The sequence below is a fragment of the Brevundimonas sp. GW821-FHT12E07 genome, from assembly GCF_058807035.1.
Window position 1 is genome coordinate 687,764 of the sequence record NZ_JBXAQH010000001.1, and the last position, 17,259, is coordinate 705,022.

Annotated in this window: 13 protein-coding genes; 10 read left to right on the forward strand and 3 right to left on the reverse strand. The window is 68.0% G+C overall.

Going from position 1 to position 17,259, the window contains the following annotated elements:
• Position 1: 1 nt before the first annotated feature.
• Positions 2–1,504, reverse strand: a complete 1,503-nt coding sequence (locus AC1ROD_RS03520; protein WP_492946868.1) for a CoA-acylating methylmalonate-semialdehyde dehydrogenase — start codon at positions 1,502–1,504, stop codon at positions 2–4.
• Between the two features lie 185 nt (positions 1,505–1,689).
• On the opposite strand from AC1ROD_RS03520, the gene AC1ROD_RS03525 reads away from it, so the two are divergent.
• The 10 genes from AC1ROD_RS03525 (at position 1,690) to AC1ROD_RS03570 (ending at position 15,589) form a co-directional block, all read left to right on the forward strand.
• Entirely contained in the window at positions 1,690–2,790 is a 1,101-nt protein-coding gene (locus AC1ROD_RS03525; protein ID WP_492946869.1) for a DUF2855 family protein, read from the forward strand.
• 24 nt (positions 2,791–2,814) lie between these two features.
• The gene (locus AC1ROD_RS03530) at positions 2,815–3,705 is read left to right on the forward strand and encodes a LysR family transcriptional regulator (RefSeq protein WP_492946870.1); all 891 of its coding nucleotides are present in this window, start codon (positions 2,815–2,817) and stop codon (positions 3,703–3,705) included.
• 167 nt (positions 3,706–3,872) lie between these two features.
• Positions 3,873–4,514 carry a TetR/AcrR family transcriptional regulator gene (locus AC1ROD_RS03535; protein WP_492946871.1) on the forward strand — a complete coding sequence of 214 codons (642 nt, stop codon included), beginning with the start codon at positions 3,873–3,875 and terminating at the stop codon, positions 4,512–4,514.
• Positions 4,515–4,564: 50 nt separating this feature from the next.
• Positions 4,565–6,097, forward strand: coding sequence for an acyl-CoA carboxylase subunit beta (locus AC1ROD_RS03540; RefSeq protein WP_492946872.1), 1,533 nt, complete (start codon positions 4,565–4,567; stop codon positions 6,095–6,097).
• Positions 6,098–6,240: 143 nt separating this feature from the next.
• Positions 6,241–8,223 (forward strand): acetyl/propionyl/methylcrotonyl-CoA carboxylase subunit alpha, encoded by a 1,983-nt coding sequence (locus AC1ROD_RS03545; RefSeq protein WP_492946873.1) that lies wholly within the window; start codon positions 6,241–6,243, stop codon positions 8,221–8,223.
• Positions 8,223–9,614 (forward strand): methylmalonyl-CoA mutase family protein, encoded by a 1,392-nt coding sequence (locus AC1ROD_RS03550; RefSeq protein ID WP_492946874.1) that lies wholly within the window; start codon positions 8,223–8,225, stop codon positions 9,612–9,614. Before AC1ROD_RS03545 ends, AC1ROD_RS03550 begins: the two co-directional genes overlap by 1 nt.
• Complete coding sequence (gene scpA / locus AC1ROD_RS03555) at positions 9,611–11,773, forward strand: methylmalonyl-CoA mutase (RefSeq protein WP_492946875.1); 2,163 nt, start codon at positions 9,611–9,613, stop codon at positions 11,771–11,773. The genes AC1ROD_RS03550 and scpA overlap by 4 nt, the downstream gene beginning before the upstream one ends.
• Positions 11,770–12,192 (forward strand): methylmalonyl-CoA epimerase, encoded by a 423-nt coding sequence (gene mce / locus AC1ROD_RS03560; RefSeq protein WP_492946876.1) that lies wholly within the window; start codon positions 11,770–11,772, stop codon positions 12,190–12,192. The genes scpA and mce overlap by 4 nt, the downstream gene beginning before the upstream one ends.
• A gap of 43 nt (positions 12,193–12,235) precedes the next feature.
• The gene (locus tag AC1ROD_RS03565; RefSeq protein WP_492946877.1) at positions 12,236–14,590 is read left to right on the forward strand and encodes a TonB-dependent receptor; all 2,355 of its coding nucleotides are present in this window, start codon (positions 12,236–12,238) and stop codon (positions 14,588–14,590) included.
• 123 nt (positions 14,591–14,713) lie between these two features.
• Positions 14,714–15,589: a hypothetical protein gene (locus AC1ROD_RS03570; protein WP_492946878.1), complete on the forward strand. Its 876-nt coding sequence runs from the start codon at positions 14,714–14,716 to the stop codon at positions 15,587–15,589.
• 11 nt (positions 15,590–15,600) lie between these two features.
• Here AC1ROD_RS03570 and AC1ROD_RS03575 read toward each other — a convergent pair whose 3' ends face one another.
• A complete protein-coding gene (locus tag AC1ROD_RS03575; RefSeq protein WP_492946879.1) occupies positions 15,601–16,344 on the reverse strand; it encodes a hypothetical protein in 744 nt (247 codons plus the stop codon).
• 109 nt (positions 16,345–16,453) lie between these two features.
• Positions 16,454–17,248: a hypothetical protein gene (locus AC1ROD_RS03580; protein ID WP_492946880.1), complete on the reverse strand. Its 795-nt coding sequence runs from the start codon at positions 17,246–17,248 to the stop codon at positions 16,454–16,456.
• Positions 17,249–17,259 lie beyond the last annotated feature (11 nt).

The window sequence follows — 17,259 nt, forward strand, 5'->3', positions numbered from 1 at the left end:
CTCAGCCCATCGTCGGGATGACGAACGAGCTGTCGGCGTGCTCCAGCTCACTGTCGGGCCAACGGGCGGTGATCGTCTTGACCTTGGTCCAGAACTTCACGCCTTCCATGCCGTGCTGGTTGGTGTCGCCGAAGGCCGAGCGCTTCCAGCCGCCGAAGGTGTGATAGGCGACCGGCACCGGGATCGGCACATTGATGCCCACCATCCCGACGTTGACGCGGGCAGCGAAGTCGCGGGCCGCGCGGCCGTTCTGGGTGAAGATGGCGACGCCGTTGCCGTACTGGTGCTTCGACGGCAGGCTCAGGGCCTCTTCGAAGCTGGCGGCGCGGACGATCTGCAGCACCGGACCGAAGATCTCTTCCTTGTAGGATTCCATCTCCGGCGTGACGTTGTCGAACAGCGACGGGCCGACGAAATAGCCCTTCTCATGGCCCTGCAGGGTGAAGCCGCGGCCGTCGACGATCAGGTCGGCGCCGTCCTTGACGCCCTGGTCGATCCAGCCCTCGACGCGGGCCTTGTGCTGGGCCGTGACGACCGGGCCGTAGTGGGCGCCGGCGTCGGTGGAAATCCCGACGCGCAGGGTCTCGATCTCGGCGACCATGCGATCACGCAGTTCGTCGGCGGTCTTCTTGCCGACCGGCACGACGACCGGCAGGGCCATGCAGCGCTCGCCGGCCGAACCGAAGGCGGCGCCGGCCAGATCCTTGACCACCTGGTCCATGTCGGCGTCGGGCAGGACTACGCCGTGGTTCTTGGCGCCGCCCATGGCCTGGACGCGCTTATGGTTGGCTGCGCCGGTCTGATAGACATAGTGGGCGATGTCGGACGAGCCGACGAAGCTGACCGCATGGATCAGCGGGTGGGTCAGGATGGCGTCGACCGCCTGTTTGTCGCCGTGGACGACGTTCAGGACCCCGGCGGGGGCGCCCGCCTCCATCATCAGCTCGGCCAGACGCACCGGCACCGAAGGATCGCGTTCGGACGGCTTCAGGATGAAGGTGTTGCCCACCGCGATGGCCACGCCGAACATCCACATCGGGATCATGGCCGGGAAGTTGAACGGGGTGATGCCCGCGACCACGCCCAGCGGCTGGCGCATCGAATAGACGTCGATGCCGGGACCCGCGCCCCAGGTGTATTCGCCCTTCAGCGCATGCGGGATGCCGCAGGCGAACTCGATGACTTCCAGGCCGCGCTGGATGTCGCCCTTGGAGTCGGCGATGACCTTGCCGTGCTCGGACGACAGCATCTCGGCCAGCTGATCCATGTTCGCCTCGACGAGGCGTTTGAACTCGAACATCACCCGGGCGCGGCGTTGCGGATTGGTCGAGGACCAGCCCTCGAAGGCGCCCTGGGCGGCCTGGACCGCGCGGTCCATCTCGGCGTCATTGGCCAGTTGCACCCGGGCCTGAACCTCGCCGGTGTTCGGATTGAACACGTCCGAGAAACGCCCCGAGGCGCCCGCGAAGCTGGCGCCGTTGATGAAGTGGTTGATCTCGCGCATCGGCTGCGTCCTGTTGGTTTCGTCCCTGTTGCGGCCCGATCTAGCAGGCCGGGCAGGGCGATGGCATTGCAAAGTTGCGGTCACAGGCTTGCGAAAACGCATTATCGCGCGACACCGAAGCTTCTCCTGCGTCAACCGCGATATTCGCTAGGCTTGGCGTAACGAGGAAATGCCGGAGAGGCCAGATGCCCGATTTGAACCGCCGCCTGATGACGTCAAAGGCCGATCTCGGCGCGACCCTGCTTCAGCCCAGCGGCCCGTTCGAGCCCAAGGATGGCGAGGTGGTTCTGGCGCTCGACCGCTTCTCCCTGACCACCAACAACATCACCTACGCCGCCTATGGCGACCAGATCGGCTACTGGAGCGTCTTCCCGACCGGTCAGGACGGATACGGCATGATGCCCGTCTGGGGCTTCGCGGACGTGGTCAAATCGCGCGCCGAGGGCGTCGAGGTGGGGCAGCGGGTCTTCGGCTATTTCCCCATGGCCGACACGCTTCTGGTTCAGGCCGAGAAGGTCACCCGGGGTGGGTTCGCCGACGCCGCGCCCTGGCGCAAGGCCGTGCCGGACATCTACAACCGCTATGTCCTGTGCGCCGCCGACGCCAACTATGCGGCCGCGCTGGAGAATCCCGAGGTCCTGTTCCGGCCCCTGTTCATCACCTCCTATACGGCGGTCGATTTCCTGCGCGACCACGACTTCTTCGGCGCCAAACAAGTCGTGGTCTCCAGCGCCTCGTCCAAGACGGCCTATGGCGCGGCCTGGTGTCTGGGCGAGGACGACGTCGCCCTGATCGGCCTGACCGGCGCCCGCAACCGCGCCTTTGTCGAAGGGCTCGGCGCCTATTCGTCCGTGTACGGATATGATGAGGTCGAGGCGCTTCCGACGGGCGTTCCGACCCTCTATCTCGACCTCGCCGGCGATCCGGCCCTGCGTCGCCGGGTCCATGCGCATTTCGGCGCCGACCTGACCTATGACTGCCTCGTCGGCTCGACCCAGAGCGACGAATTCACCCAGGACGATCCCGACCTCGTGGGACCGAAGCCCGAGTTCTTCTTCGCCGCCACCTGCCTCGACGCTCACCGCGAGCGCGGCACGCTGCGGGCTTTCTACGAGAAATTCTTCGCGGACCAGCGCGCCTTCTTCGAGCGCGTCGTCGATCCGGCCTCGCCCTGGATCCGCATCGTCGAACACAGAGGGCTGGGCGAGGCGGCGAAGGTCGTGCGCGCTCTGGCGGACGGGGTAAGCGACGCGGCCGAGGGCGCTGTCGTGCGCATCCAGCGCTAACCCCTTGCATTATCGCAGTGGTCCATGCGCAATCGCGCAATGTTCGACTGGGACGACGTTCGCATCTTCATCGCCGCCGCCCGCGCCGGCTCGCTCGGCGGAGCCGCGACGCGCCTCGGCATCGACGCCGCCACCGTCGGCCGGCGCGTCGCGCGGCTGGAGAGCGCGCTGAAATCGACCTTGGTCGTTCGCTCCGCCTCGGGCCTGCAGCTGACGGCGGCGGGCGCCCAGCTGCTGCAGGTCGGGCTCGAGGCCGAGAGCGCCATGGACGCCGCCGCCCGGGTGGCCCAGCCCGACGTCGTCGCCGGCACCGTCCGCATCAGCGCCTCGGAGGGTTTCGGCGGCGCCGTCCTGGCCCCCGCGCTCGCCGGGCTTCACGCCGCCCGACCGGGCCTGCGCATCGAGCTGGCCGCCAGCTCGGGCTTCCTGTCGCCGTCGCGGCGCGAGGTCGACATGGCCATCACCCTCAGCGCCCCCGACAGCGCCCGGCTGATCGTCGAGCCCCTGACGCCCTATCAGCTGGCCCTCTACGCCGCGCCCGCCTATCTGGCGGCCCGCCCGGCGCCCGACAGCGTCGAGGCCCTGAGCGACCACGACATCGTCGGCTATGTCGACGACCTGATCTATGCGCCCGAGCTGCGCTATCTCGACGAGGTCCGGCCCGGACTGACGCCGCATCTGGCCTCCTCTTCGATCCGGGCCCAGCGCGAAATCATCGCCGGCGGCGGCGGGATCGGCGTCCTGCCCTGCTTCCTGGCTGACGGTTTGACGCGCGTCCTGCCCGGCGTCCTGATCGAGCGCCGCTTCTGGCTCAGCACCCATCGCGAGGTTCACGATACTGCCCGCCTGCGCGCGGTGACGAGCTGGGTCCGGACGTTGTGTGCTGAAGCAAGCGAGCGCCTGTCGCCTTTCTAGATCCTCCCCCATCGGGGGAGGGGGACCGCGAAGCGGTGGAGGGGGCCAGCAGCGGACACCGCATCCGGCCCGAGCCCCCTCCGTCTCCTCGCAAGGGCTCGGAGCCACCTCCCCCGATGGGGGAGGATCAAGGCTGACTTCTGCGTCCAGTCTGCTATGTCTGACGCATGAGTAGTGTTTCCGCACCCGCCGCTGCTTCCGCCACCGACGACCTCTGGTCCGCGCCGGGCCGGCCGCGCGACCCCGACGCCAAGCGCGAGGCCATCCTGACCGCTGCCGCCACCGCCTTCGTGAAAGACGGCTACGGCGCCACCTCCATCGACGACGTCGCCGCCCGCCTGGGGGTGTCCAAGCCCACGGTCTACTACTACGCCGGATCCAAACAGGCCCTGCTCAGCGCCTGTTTCATGATCGCGCTCGACGCCTATTCCGAGGCCGTGGAGGAGGGGGCGGTTTCGGGCATCGACGGGCGCGAACGCTTGCATCAAGTCGTTCAGAAATATGTAGAAATCACCACGACCGTGTTCGGACGCTGCCTGCATCGGGTGCCCGATGTCGAGCTGACCCCGCCGGTGCGCGAGCGTCTGCGCGCGGTCAAGCGCAAGGTGGACGCCCGCATTCGCGACCTGCTGCGCGAGGGGGTCCGCGACGGCTCCCTGCGCACCGCCGACGTGCGCATGTCGACCTTCGCCATTTCCGGTGCGATGAACTCCATCGCCCAGTGGTACGCGCCCGAGGGCAAGCTGAGCCCTGAGGAAATCGCCGAACGCCTGTGGGACGCCTTCTCCGAAGGGGTGAGGCCCCGTTGACCCGCTGTCAGCCTTCCGCCATTAAGTCTACTCGCAAGTAGGAAATCGGTATGCAAGCCATCCTCGACCAACTGGAACAGCGCCGCGCGGCGGCCCGCCTCGGCGGCGGCGAGGCGCGCATCGCCGCCCAGCACGCCAAGGGCAAGCTGTCGGCGCGCGAACGCATCGACGTCCTCTTGGACGAGGGCTCCTTCGAGGAGACCGACATGTTCGTCGAGCACCGCTCGACCCAGTTCGGCATGGACAAGCAGCGCATCCCGGGCGACGGCGTCGTCACCGGCCGCGGGACCATCGGCGGCCGTCTGGTCTATGTCTTCTCCAAGGATTTCACCGTCTTCGGCGGTTCGCTCTCGGGCGCCCATGCGGCCAAGATCGTCAAGCTGCAGAAGATGGCCCTGACGACCGGCGCCCCGATCATCGGCCTGTTCGACGCCGGCGGCGCACGCATTCAGGAGGGGGTCGAGGCCCTGGCCGGCTATGCCGACATCTTCCTGCAGAACACCCTGGCCTCGGGCGTCATCCCCCAGATCAGCGTCATCATGGGCCCGTGCGCGGGCGGCGACGTCTATTCCCCCGCCATCACCGACTTCATCTTCATGGTGAAGGACACCTCCTACATGTACGTGACCGGCCCGGACGTGGTGAAGACGGTCACCAATGAGGTCGTCAGCCATGAGGACCTCGGCGGCGCCAAGGTCCATGCGGGCAAGTCCGGCGTCGCCGACGGCGCCTTCGACAACGATCTGGAGGCCCTGTCGGAGGTCCGCCGCCTGATCGGCTTCCTGCCCCTGTCGAACCGCGAGAAGCCGCCGGTCCGCGACAGCTATGACGACCCGGCCCGGGACGAGGCCTCGCTCGACACCCTGGTCCCGGCCAATCCGAACCAGCCCTATGACATGAAGGAGCTGATCCTGAAGACGGTCGATGAGGCCGACTTCTTCGAGATCGGCGCCGACTTCGCCAAAAACATCATCTGCGGCTTCGGCCGTCTGGACGGCCAGCCCGTCGGCATCGTCGCCAACCAGCCCCAGGTTCTGGCCGGCGTTCTCGACATCGACAGCTCGCGCAAGGCCGCCCGCTTCGTGCGCTTCTGCGACGCCTTCGGCATCCCGCTGGTGACGCTCGTGGACGTTCCCGGCTTCATGCCCGGCACCAAGCAGGAGTACGGCGCCCTGATCAAACACGGGGCCAAGCTGCTGTTCGCCTATGCCGAGGCGACCGTGCCCAAACTGACCCTGATCACGCGCAAGGCCTATGGCGGCGCCTATGACGTGATGAGCTCCAAACACCTGCGCGGCGACGTCAACTACGCCTGGCCCACCGCCGAAATCGCGGTCATGGGCGCCAAGGGCGCGGTCGAGATCATCTTCCGCAAGGAGGCCGGCGATCCGGAAGCCCTCGCCGCCCGCGAGGCCGAATACAAGGATCGCTTCGCCAACCCCTTCGTCGCCGCCGGCCTCGGCTATATCGACGACGTCATCATGCCCCACGGCACGCGCCGCCGTTTGATCCGTGCGCTGAAGACCCTCGCGAACAAGGTCCAGGACAATCCCTGGAAGAAGCACGACAACATTCCGCTGTAGCGCACACCCGTCATCCTCGGGCTTGTCCCGAGGACCCATGTTTCCGCCCCACGATCAATGCCGACAAGCGCTGATCGATGGGCCCTCGGGACAAGCCCGAGGGTGACGGATTTAAAAGACTTCGCAGGACCGAGACGACCCTCATGTTCTCCAAAATCCTCATCGCCAACCGGGGCGAGATCGCCGTTCGGATCATCAAGACCTGTCGCCGGATGGGCATCAAGACGGTGCTGGTTCATTCCGACGCCGACACCGGGTCGTTGGCTTACGAGATGGCCGATGAGACCGTGCACATCGGTCCGTCGCCCGCCGCCCAGTCCTATCTGATCCAGGACAAGATCGTCGAAGCCGTGCGCCAGACGGGCGCCGAGGCCGTCCATCCGGGCTTCGGCTTCCTGTCCGAGAACCCGGTCTTCGCGCGGCGGCTGGAGGCCGAGGGCATCGCCTTCATCGGCCCCAAGCCCCACGCCATCGAGGCCATGGGCGACAAGATCACGTCCAAGAAGTTCGCCGCCGAGGCCGGCGTCTCCACCGTGCCCGGCCACATGGGCCTGATCGAGACGCCCGAAGAGGCCGTGAAGATCGCGCGCGAGATCGGCTATCCGGTCATGATCAAGGCCTCGGCCGGCGGCGGCGGCAAGGGCATTCGCGTCGCGGAATCCGACGCCGACATGGCCGAGGGCTTCGCCGCGGTGAAGGCCGAGGCCCTGACGGCCTTCGGCGACGACCGCGTCTTCCTCGAGAAATTCATCGTCAATCCGCGCCACATCGAGATCCAGGTGCTGGGCGACAAGCACGGCAATATCGTCTCCCTGTTCGACCGCGAATGCTCGATCCAGCGCCGCAACCAGAAGGTCATCGAGGAGGCGCCGTCGCCCCTGCTCGACGAGGCCACGCGCAAGAAGATGGGCGATCAGGCCGTCGCTTTGGCCCGCGCCGTGAACTACGACTCGGCCGGCACGGTCGAGTTCGTCGCCGGTCAGGACAAGAGCTTCTACTTCCTCGAAATGAACACCCGGCTGCAGGTCGAACACCCGGTGACCGAACTGATCACCGGCGTCGATCTGGTCGAACAGATGATCCGTTCGGCGGCCGGCGAGACCATGGCCTTCAGCCAGGATGATCTGAAGATCAACGGCTGGGCCATCGAGAGTCGCATCTACGCCGAAGACCCCTATCGCGGCTTCCTGCCCTCGATCGGCCGTCTGGTCCGCTACGAGCAGCCCGAGGAAGGCGATCAGGGCGACTACACCGTCCGCAACGACACCGGCGTCCGCGAGGGCGACGAGATCTCCATGTTTTACGACCCCATGATCGCGAAGCTCTGCACCTGGGGCGAGACGCGCATCGCCGCCGTCGACGGCATGGCCCGGGCGCTGGAGGACACCCATCTGTCGGGCGTCGGCCACAACGTCCCCTTCCTCGCCGCCGTCATGGATCAGGAGCGGTTCCGCTTGGGCGCCTTGTCGACCTCCTACATCAAGGACGAATTCCCCGAGGGCTTCCACGGCGTCCCCGCCGGCCCCCTGCAGAAGGACGTCATGGTCGCCACCGCTGTGGCCATGAACGAAATCCTGTCGGATCAGGCCGGCGACACCTCGCAACGCACCGACTGGATCGTCCTGATCGACCGCGAGGCGACCGGGGTCACCGTCGGCTATGACGACGAGGAGGCCCTGACGCTGGAGCTGGTCGAGGACGACCGCGTCCTGCAGCTGTCCGAGATCGACTGGCGGCCGGGCCTGGCCCAGTTCCGCGGCGTGCTGGACGGCGAGGCCTTCACCGCCGAGGTCAAGCGCGTCCCCGGCGGCTTCGAGATCCGCAGCCGGGCGTCGAAGGCCCGCGTCCGCGTCCTGTCGCCCCACCATGCCGAACTCTTCGCCCGCCTGCCGGAGAAGGTCGCGGCGGATACCTCGAAACTGATCCAGTCGCCCATGCCGGGTCTGGTCGTCTCCATCGCCGTCGAGCCAGGCCAGTCGGTCAAGACCGGTGAGACCGTGGCCATCATCGAGGCCATGAAGATGCAGAACATCATGAAGGCCGAGCGCGACGGCGTCGTCAAAGCCGTCGGCGCCAAGGCCGGCGACCCCGTCGCCGCCGACGACGTTCTGGTCGAGTTCGAGTGATGAGCAGCGCGGCCTTCGACACCCCCACGCCCGAGCAATGGCGCGAGTCCGCCGTCAAGGCGCTGAAGGACAGGCCGATCGAAAGCCTGCTTCATCTGGATACGGATCATCTGGTCGTCCGGCCCCTCTATGCCGATGCGACCGGCATCCAGCCCCTGTTCACGCCGCGCCCTTCGGACGCCGAGGGCCGGGCCTGGGACCTGCGGACGCAGGTCGAGGGTGATGAGCCAGAGGGTGTCAACGCCGCCGTCCTGACCGATCTCGAAGGCGGCGCGGCGAGCGTCATCCTGTCCGGCGCGGTGCTGGAGGATTCCGAACCTCTGGCGAAGGCCCTCGCCAACGTCGCGCTCGAGCTGGCCGCCGTCGGTCTCGACGCCGGCCTCACAGGGCCCGAGGCCGCCAATGCCCTCGCCGTCGTCGCCAAAGGGTCGCCACGCGCGAAGCTGATGTTCCACATGGACCCGCTGTCGGCCTATGCGGCTGCGGGCGGTTCGCCCCTGCCGATCGCCATGCATCTGTCGCAGGCGGCCGCCACCGCCGACCGTCATTCCGGCGCCTATCCCGACGCCAGCTTCTTCCTCGCCAGCGGCCGCGCCGTGCACGAGGCGGGCGGTTCGGCCGGGCAGGAGCTCGGCTTCACCGCCGCCTCGGCGATCGCCTATGTGAAGGCCGCCGTCGACGCCGGCCTGTCCGCCGAACGGGCGCTCAAGGGCACGGTCCTCGGTGTCTCGGTGGACGCCGAATATTTCGACAGCCTCGCCAAGGTCCGGGCCCTGCGCCTCATCTGGGCCTCGATGACCAGGGCCTTTGGTCTCGATCTCCCCGCCAATATCGAGGCCCGGTCCTCGCGCCGCATGCTGGCCACGCGCGACCCCTGGCCCAATCTGCTCAGGCTCACCGCCGCCGGGTTCGCCGGCGCCGTGGGCGGCGCCGACGCCGTGGTGCTGGACGGCTTCACCCGCGCCTCGGGCCGTCCCGACGCCTTCGCCCGCCGTCAGGCCCGCAACACCCAGATCGTCCTGATGGAAGAGGCGCACATCGGCCGGGTCGACGATCCCGCCGCCGGCAGCTGGTTCCTCGACGCCCGGACGCGTGATCTCGCCGAGGCCGGCTGGGCCGAGTTCCAGCGCATCGAACGCGAGGGCGGCGTCGTCGCCTCGCTCAAGGGCGGCGCCATCCAGATGCGCGTCGCCGCCAGCCGCCAGACCCTTCAGGCCGCCTTCGACAAGGGCGCGAACCAGATCATCGGCGTGACCAAATACGTCGACCCCGACGTCCGCCCCGCTCTGGTCGAGCCTGCGACACCCACCCCCGCCGCCGCCATTACCGACAGCTGCGCCCCGCTCCTGCCGATCCGCTTCGCCGCCGCCTTCGAGGAGGCCGGACAATGAGTTTCCCCGACTTCACCAAGGCTCAGCTCAACCTCCGCGCCACCGGAACCGGCCCCGCGCGCGATCCCTGGCGCACGCCCGAGGGCATCGAGGTCGCCTCCGCCTATGACGCCTCGGCCATCGCTGGCAATGAGACGGTGCACGGCCTGCCCGGCTTCGCCCCCTTCCTGCGCGGCCCCTATCCGACCATGTACGCGGGCAATCCCTGGACCATCCGCCAGTACGCCGGCTTCTCCACCGCCGAGGCCTCCAACGCCTTCTACCGCCGCAACCTCGCCGCCGGTCAGAAGGGTCTCTCCATCGCCTTCGATCTGGCCACGCACCGCGGCTACGATTCCGACCACCCGCGGGTGAAGGGCGACGTCGGCATGGCCGGGGTGGCGATCGACAGCATCCTCGACATGCGGACCCTGTTCGACGGCATTCCGCTGGACCAGATGTCGGTCTCCATGACCATGAACGGCGCCGTCCTGCCGATCCTGGCCCTCTATGTCGTGGCGGCGGAGGAGCAGGGCGTGCCGCACGCCGCCCTGACCGGGACCATCCAGAACGACATCCTCAAGGAGTTCATGGTCCGCAACACCTACATCTATCCGCCCGAGCCCTCGATGCGGATCATCGCGGACATCTTCGAATGGACGGCGAAGGAGACGCCGAAATTCAACTCCATCTCGATCAGCGGCTACCACATGCAGGAGGCCGGGGCCTCGGCCGATATCGAGCTGGCCTACACCCTGTCGGACGGGATCGAATATCTGCGGGCGGGCAAGGCGGCGGGCATGGCGATCGACCGGTTCGCGCCGCGCCTGTCCTTCTTCTGGGCCATCGGCATGAACTACTTCATGGAGGTCGCCAAGATGCGCGCCGGCCGCCTGCTGTGGGCGGAGGCCGTCCGCAAGGAAGGCGGCGTCGATCCCAAATCACTCAGCCTTCGCGCCCACTGCCAGACCTCGGGCTGGAGCCTCGCGGCCCAGGACGTGTTCAACAATGTCTCGCGCACCATGGTCGAGGCCATGGCCGCGGCGGGCGGCCAGACCCAGTCGCTGCACACCAATGCGCTGGACGAGGCCCTGGCCCTGCCCACCGATTTCTCGGCCCGGATCGCGCGCAACACCCAGATCCTGCTGCAGTCGGAGACCGGCCTGACCCGCGTCATCGATCCCTGGGGCGGCAGCTATTACGTCGAGAAACTGACCCAGGAACTGGCCGCGAAAGCCCGCGCCCTGATGGATGAGGTCGAGGCCGCCGGCGGCATGGCCAGGGCCATCGAGGCCGGCATTCCCAAGCTGCGCATCGAGGAATCCGCTGCGAAGACCCAGGCCCGCATCGACACCGGCCAGCAGACCGTCGTGGGCGTGAACCGCTATCTGAACGACGTCGCCGACGACATTCCGATGCTCAAGGTCGACAACGCCGCCGTCCTCGCCGCCCAGATCGAGAAGCTGAAACGCCTGCGCGCGGAACGCGATGAGGCGGCGACCCAGACCGCGCTTCAGGCCCTGACCGACGGCGCGCGCGGCACGGCCAATCTGCTCGAACTGGCGGTTCAGGCCGCCCGCGCTCATGCCACCGTCGGCGAGATCTCCGACGCGCTCGAGGCCGCCTTCGGCCGTCACGTCGCCTCGGTGAAGACCGTCTCCGGCGTCTATGCGAAGGAGGCCGGAGGTGACGCCCGCTTCGCCCGCGCCCGCGACATGGTCGCGACCTTCGTCGAAAACGACGGCGGCCCGCCGCGCATCCTGATCGCCAAGCTCGGTCAGGACGGCCACGACCGGGGGCAGAAGGTGATCGCCACCGGCTATGGCGACCTCGGCCTCGACGTCACCGCCGGCGCCCTGTTCCAGACCCCGGCCGAGGCCGCGCGCGATGCGGTCGCCGCCAATGTCCATGCGGTCGGCGCCTCGTCTCTCGCCGCCGGTCACCTGACGCTGGTGCCCGAGCTGAAGGCCGAGCTGGAGAAGCTCGGGCGATCCGACATCATGATCGTGGTCGGCGGGGTCATCCCGCCCTCGGACGTCCAGCCCCTGATCGAGATGGGTGCCGCCGCCGTCTATCCGCCCGGCTCGACCGTCGCCGACACCGCTGTCGACCTGATCGAGAAGCTGAACCAGCGCCTCGGCTACGCCCAGCCCGCCCCGCAGAAGGAGCCCGCCCGATGATCGGCAAGCTGAACCACGTCGGCGTCGCCACGCCCTCCATCGCCGACTCCATCGCCCTCTATCGCGACGTCCTCGGCGCGACGCGGATCGGCGAGCCCTTCGACCTCCCGGCCCAGGGCGTGAAGGTCTGTTTCGTCGACCTGCCCAATGCCCAGATCGAACTCATCGAGCCCTATGACGACAGCTCGCCCATCGTCGGCTTCCTCGCGAAAAACCCGAAGGGCGGCCAGCATCACGTCTGTTTCGAGGTCGAGGACATCCACGCCGCCGTCGCCGAATCCCGGGCCAAGGGCCTGACCATCCTCGGCACCGGCGAACCCCGCATCGGCGCCCACGGCACCCCCGTCGTCTTCCTCCATCCGAAGGAGATGGGCGGCGTCCTGATCGAACTGATGGAGACGCCGAAAGGCGCTCACTAACCGTCCCCCGGCGGCCTTTTCTTTCCCCCAACAAGAGTCTCTCATGACCTCCGCCTCTCTCGCCCGCGCGAGCGCCCTCGCGCTCGTCGCGTCCGCCTTCGCCCTTCCCGCGTTCGCGCAGACCGCCCAACTGGACGAGATCGTCGTCACCGCCGAGCGCCGCGAGAGCTCCCTCCAGCGCACCCCCCTGTCGGTCTCGGTCGCGGCCCAGCCCCTGCTGGCGGGCGCCGGCGTGGTGGACATCAAGGACCTGGCCATCGTCACGCCGGGCCTGCTGGTCGCCTCGACCTCGAACCAGACCTACACCACCGCCCGCATCCGGGGCGTCGGCACCGTGGGCGACAATCCGGGTCTGGAAAGCTCGGTCGGCGTCGTCGTCGACGGCGTTTTCCGCGCCCGCAACGGCGTGGCTCTCGGCGACCTCGGCGAGGTCGTGCGCACCGAGGTTCTGCGCGGCCCGCAGTCGACCCTGTTCGGCCAGAACACCTCGGCGGGCGTCATCAATGTCGTCACCGCCGGCCCGAGCTTCGACTTCGGCGCCACAGGCGAGGTCACTGTCGGCGACCACGGGACGCGCGGCGGTTCGGTCTCCGTCACCGGCCCTCTGATTGAGGACAAACTCGCGGGTCGCCTCTACGCCTCCGTCCGCCGCCGCGACGGCCTCTATGACGTGCGTACCGGCAATGGTCCGCGTACGGAATCCGACGACCAGAACGAGGCCTATGAGACCATCAGGGGCCAGCTGCTCTGGACGCCGGTCGAGGGGATCTCGAACCGCCTCAGCGCCGACTTCACCCATCGCGACGAACGCTGCTGCATCGGCGTCCAGCAATCGACCGGCCCGACCGCAGGCATCCTCGCCCTGCTCAGCCCGGACGGCGGCGTGATGAACCCGGCCGATCCCTCGGCCCGCACCGGCTATGCCGACCGCGACACCAATACCCGCATCAAGGACGGCGGCGTCTCCCTGCATACGAAGATCGACACCCGCCTCGGCCTGGTCGAACTGACCACCGCCGGGCGTCAGTGGCGCGCCGTCCTCAGCCAGGACTGGGACTTCACCTCCGCCGACATCGCCTACCGTCCCGACGACGGCAGCTGGTCCAACCGCTTCCGTACCTTCAGCGAGGAAGCCCGCCTGACCGGCTCGCGCGGCTCCCTCGACTATACCGGCGGCGTCTTCCTCCTGCGCGAGACCCTGCTGCGCAAGGACGCCTTCCTCTACGGCTCGGCCTATGAGGACTACCTCGGTCGCGTCCTGACCCGTTCCACCGCCAACCCGGTCGGCCTCGCCGGCTATGTCTCCACCCTGACCGGCCTTCCCGTGGGCCAGAGCTTCATCGCGGGGCAGGGGGCGCTCGACACCTACGAACAGACCGCCACCACCGCCGCCCTGTTCGGCCAGACGACCTGGCATGCGACCGACAAACTCGGTCTCACCCTCGGCCTGCGCTACAGCCATATCGAGAAGGATCTCGACGCCCGCTACACCAATACCGACGGCGGCAAGGCCTGCGCCGCCGCCCTCGCGCGCGGTATCAACAACGCCACGATCTGCCTGCCCTGGGCCAATCCGGCCTTCAACAATCTGAGCCGCTCCGAAGGCCTGACCGACGACGGCTGGTCGGGTCTGGCCCGGGTCGAATACCAGCTGACGCCCGCCGTCCTGACCTATGTGTCCTGGGCCCGCGGCCGCAAGAGCGCGGGCTACAACCTCGACCGCGCCCAGACCAACCTCGTCCCCGACGCCTCCACCGCCTTCGCGCCTGAGGTCGTCGATTCCGTCGAGGTCGGGGCCAAGGCCAACCTTCTGCAGGGTCGCCTGCTCGTCTCCGCCGACGCCTTCCATCAGGCCTATACGGACTTCCAGCTCAACACCTTCCTCGGCACCACCTTCCTGGTGAAATCCATCCCCGAGGTGACGGCCAAGGGCGCCGAACTCGAGACCACATATCGTCCCTTCACCGGCCTCAGCCTGCAGGCCGGCGTGGTCTACGCCCAGACCGAATACGGCGACGCCCCCGTCTCCGGCCTGCCGCTTCTGGCCGGGTCGCGCCTGTCCTTCGCCCCCCTCTGGTCGGGCAATCTGGCGGGCACGTATCGCCGCGACGTCGGCAATGGGTTCGCGGTCCGCGCGGCCCTCGCCGCCAAATACGCCTCGGCCTACAACACCGGCTCGGACCTTGCGCCCGAGAAGGTCCAGACGGCCTTCTGGCTGGCCAACGGCTCGGTCGGTCTGGACTCGGAGAACGGCTGGTCGGTCGAGCTCTGGGGCCGCAACCTGTTCGACGAGCGCTACAGCCAGGTGGCCTTCGGCGCCCCCTTCCAGACCGGCACCATCGGCGCCTTCCTCGGCGCCCCGCGCATGGTCGGGGTGACGCTCCGCGTCACGCGCTGACCCTGAGGCCGGGGCCCGCCGCGCGCGGGCCTCCGGCGTGGCCGTCAGGGTTCGTGCTGATTTCCGGGATCGGGCCGGACGGGGAGACTTCGGGCCTCCTGTCACGATCCCGAAGGCGCGATCATGGAAGTCCTCAAGTCGCTGATCCCTATCCTCCTGACCGTCAGTCTGGCCGGTCTGGTTCTGACCGTCGCCCTGAACTCCGTGGCCGGAGATCTGGTCTATGTCCTGCGTCGGCCGGTGCTGTTCGCGCGCTCTCTGGTCGCGGTGATCGTCATTCCGGTCGTGGTCGCGGCCTTCGCGATCTGGCTGCTGCCGCTCAATCCGATGGTGAAGGCGGGGATCATGCTGATGGCCGTGGCCCCGGTTCCGCCTCTGGTCCCGGGTCAGGAACTCGGCGTAGGCGCGCGCAAGGCCTATGCCTACGGCCTCTATATCGCCATGGCCCTGCTCAGCGTCGTCTCGGTGCCTCTGGCCCTGGGCGTCGCTTCCCATCTGTTCGGGCGGGACGACACGGTGACGGTGGCGCATATGGCCGTGACCCTGCTGACCGGGGTTCTGATCCCGCTGGCGCTCGGCCTGCTGGTGCGCCTGATCGCCCCGGGTCTGGCGGCGAAGGCGGCGCCCTGGGTTTACAAGCTCAGCATGCTGCTCGTGGTCCTCGCCTTCCTGCCGATCATCGTCAGCGTCTGGCCGGCGATCCAGTCCCTGATCGGCAACGGGACCCTGGTGGCCATGGCCGGGGTGGTGCTTGCCTGTCTGGCGGGCGGACATCTGCTGGGCGGGCCCGAGCGCATCGACCGCGCCACCCTGGCGATCGCCAGCGCCGTGCGTCACCCCGGCATCGCCATGTCCCTGGCCGGCGCCAATTTCGTCGACAAGCACGTCTCGGCGGCCGTGCTGCTGTTCATGCTGGTCGGCCTGATCGTCGGCGTGCCCTACAAGATGTGGATCAAGCGCACGACGAAGGCGGAGGCGGCTCAGGCGGCGACCGCCTGAGCCCAGACCCTCTAGAAGGTGATCGACATCCCGATCAGCGGGCCATACTCCGCCACGTCGAAGACGAAGCCGTCGTGGTCGTAGTCGATGGCGTAGTAGCGATAGCCCGCCGTCAGGGCGAGGCCGTCGCTGAAGTGATAGTTGACCGCCGCCATGGCCTGCCAGGTCAGGTCCGAGGACACACCGAAGCCGCCCACATCGCCATAGCCGGTCAGCGACCAGCGCGGGCTCAGCCAGACGATCCCCTTGGCGCCCACGACCGGATCGGCCCAGGTCTCGGTGTCGTTGGCCTTCACCGAACTGCCGTCGGGCCGCATCAGCCTGACGTCGTTGTCGGCCCAGTTGATCCGGGCGCCGCCCAGCACGTCCAGCGAGGCGCCGTCGCCATCGATCACCCGATAAGAGATGGCCAAAGTGCTCATCAGCGATTTGGAATCCAGCCCGGCGGAATCGAACCCTGAGGTCGGGGTCTTCAGGTCGGCGCTCTGGCCGGTGTCGACGTAGCTGAGGTCGCCGACGAAGGCCCACTGGCCGTTGCGGATCTCGAACGAGGAGGCCAGGCCCAGCTGCAGTTCGTCGACGATGTCGCTGAAGCTGGAATCGGTCTCCACCGTCGGCAAGCCCGGCACGGGGGCGACGTCTCCCTTCATCCCGGCGGCCCAGAAATACGGCGTCACGGTTACCTGTGCGGCGACAGGCGAAGCGACGGCGACGAGCGCCAGCACGGCGCAGGCGGCGGGGATCAGGGGCTTCATTGTCGGGACCTTCCGAGGCGGATGATTGAACCACCTCAGTATTTCCAACCCGCCCCGCATGGCCCATCAGGCGAAACCCCATGCGTCTCGCGGCGGGGCCCCCGGCGCGCTATTGCGGGAACAGGAAGGTGGCGGTCGCGCGCAGGCCCCAGTCGGGGGCATTGGTCTCATTGACCAGATAGATCTTCGCCCCAATGCCCAGCGACACCCGCTGCTCGCCGAACTTGTACAGGTGCGACACCGACAGATTGGCCGGCACGCTCCAGGTCTCGTGGGTCCAGTCGTAGGAGGCCTCCAGATTGGCGCCCCAGGTCGTCGCGTCGTGGGTGGTGTAGCTGTAGAAGGGCTGCAGGAAGGTCTGGCTGACGTCGTCGCGCGCCTTCGACCCCGCATAGGACCAGATGTGGTTGGCCAGCAGGCCATAGGTCGACTGGCCCTGCTGTTTGAGCACCAGCCCGGTCGGCCCCGCGCCCCATTTGTTCGTGCCCAGTTCGTCGGTCCCGACGGGCCACAGGAAGACCGGCCCCACCGCCCAGGTCAGGCCGTCCTTCGACTGCGGCGAGAAGAAGAAGCTCTGGGTGATGTCCGACAGGCCGTAGGCGTCCTCCACCCCCGGCGCCGGACTGGCCTGATACACCAGCGGCACGATGGTCCGCACGATCAGGTTCCAGTCATCGTTCAGCTTGAACGGCACGACCGGCTGGATGTTCAGCGTCTGCCGCGCCCCGTCGTCGGGACCGAAGCAGCAGTCGTAATTATACTGGAACGGCACGCTGATCATGCTGGCCACGGGATTGGACAGCTTCTTCGCCAGATCCGCGTCGCTCTCCTGGGCGAAGGCCAGACCCGGCGCCGCCCAGGCGGCCAGGATCGCAGCCGCCCGGATCGGATTTCTCCGTGTCATCCGCCCGCCCC

Excerpts from the sequence above, each read along its gene's own strand:
- AC1ROD_RS03575 (WP_492946879.1), bottom strand. The coding sequence starts at position 16,344 with ATGAAGCCCCTGATCCCCGCCGCCTGCGCCGTGCTGGCGCTCGTCGCC.
- AC1ROD_RS03540 (WP_492946872.1), top strand. The coding sequence starts at position 4,565 with ATGCAAGCCATCCTCGACCAACTGGAACAGCGCCGCGCGGCGGCCCGC.
- AC1ROD_RS03580 (WP_492946880.1), bottom strand. The coding sequence starts at position 17,248 with ATGACACGGAGAAATCCGATCCGGGCGGCTGCGATCCTGGCCGCCTGG.
- AC1ROD_RS03530 (WP_492946870.1), top strand. The coding sequence starts at position 2,815 with ATGCGCAATCGCGCAATGTTCGACTGGGACGACGTTCGCATCTTCATC.
- AC1ROD_RS03525 (WP_492946869.1), top strand. The coding sequence starts at position 1,690 with ATGCCCGATTTGAACCGCCGCCTGATGACGTCAAAGGCCGATCTCGGC.
- AC1ROD_RS03550 (WP_492946874.1), top strand. The coding sequence starts at position 8,223 with ATGAGCAGCGCGGCCTTCGACACCCCCACGCCCGAGCAATGGCGCGAG.
- AC1ROD_RS03565 (WP_492946877.1), top strand. The coding sequence starts at position 12,236 with ATGACCTCCGCCTCTCTCGCCCGCGCGAGCGCCCTCGCGCTCGTCGCG.
- AC1ROD_RS03535 (WP_492946871.1), top strand. The coding sequence starts at position 3,873 with ATGAGTAGTGTTTCCGCACCCGCCGCTGCTTCCGCCACCGACGACCTC.
- mce (WP_492946876.1), top strand. The coding sequence starts at position 11,770 with ATGATCGGCAAGCTGAACCACGTCGGCGTCGCCACGCCCTCCATCGCC.
- AC1ROD_RS03570 (WP_492946878.1), top strand. The coding sequence starts at position 14,714 with ATGGAAGTCCTCAAGTCGCTGATCCCTATCCTCCTGACCGTCAGTCTG.
- AC1ROD_RS03545 (WP_492946873.1), top strand. The coding sequence starts at position 6,241 with ATGTTCTCCAAAATCCTCATCGCCAACCGGGGCGAGATCGCCGTTCGG.
- AC1ROD_RS03520 (WP_492946868.1), bottom strand. The coding sequence starts at position 1,504 with ATGCGCGAGATCAACCACTTCATCAACGGCGCCAGCTTCGCGGGCGCC.
- scpA (WP_492946875.1), top strand. The coding sequence starts at position 9,611 with ATGAGTTTCCCCGACTTCACCAAGGCTCAGCTCAACCTCCGCGCCACC.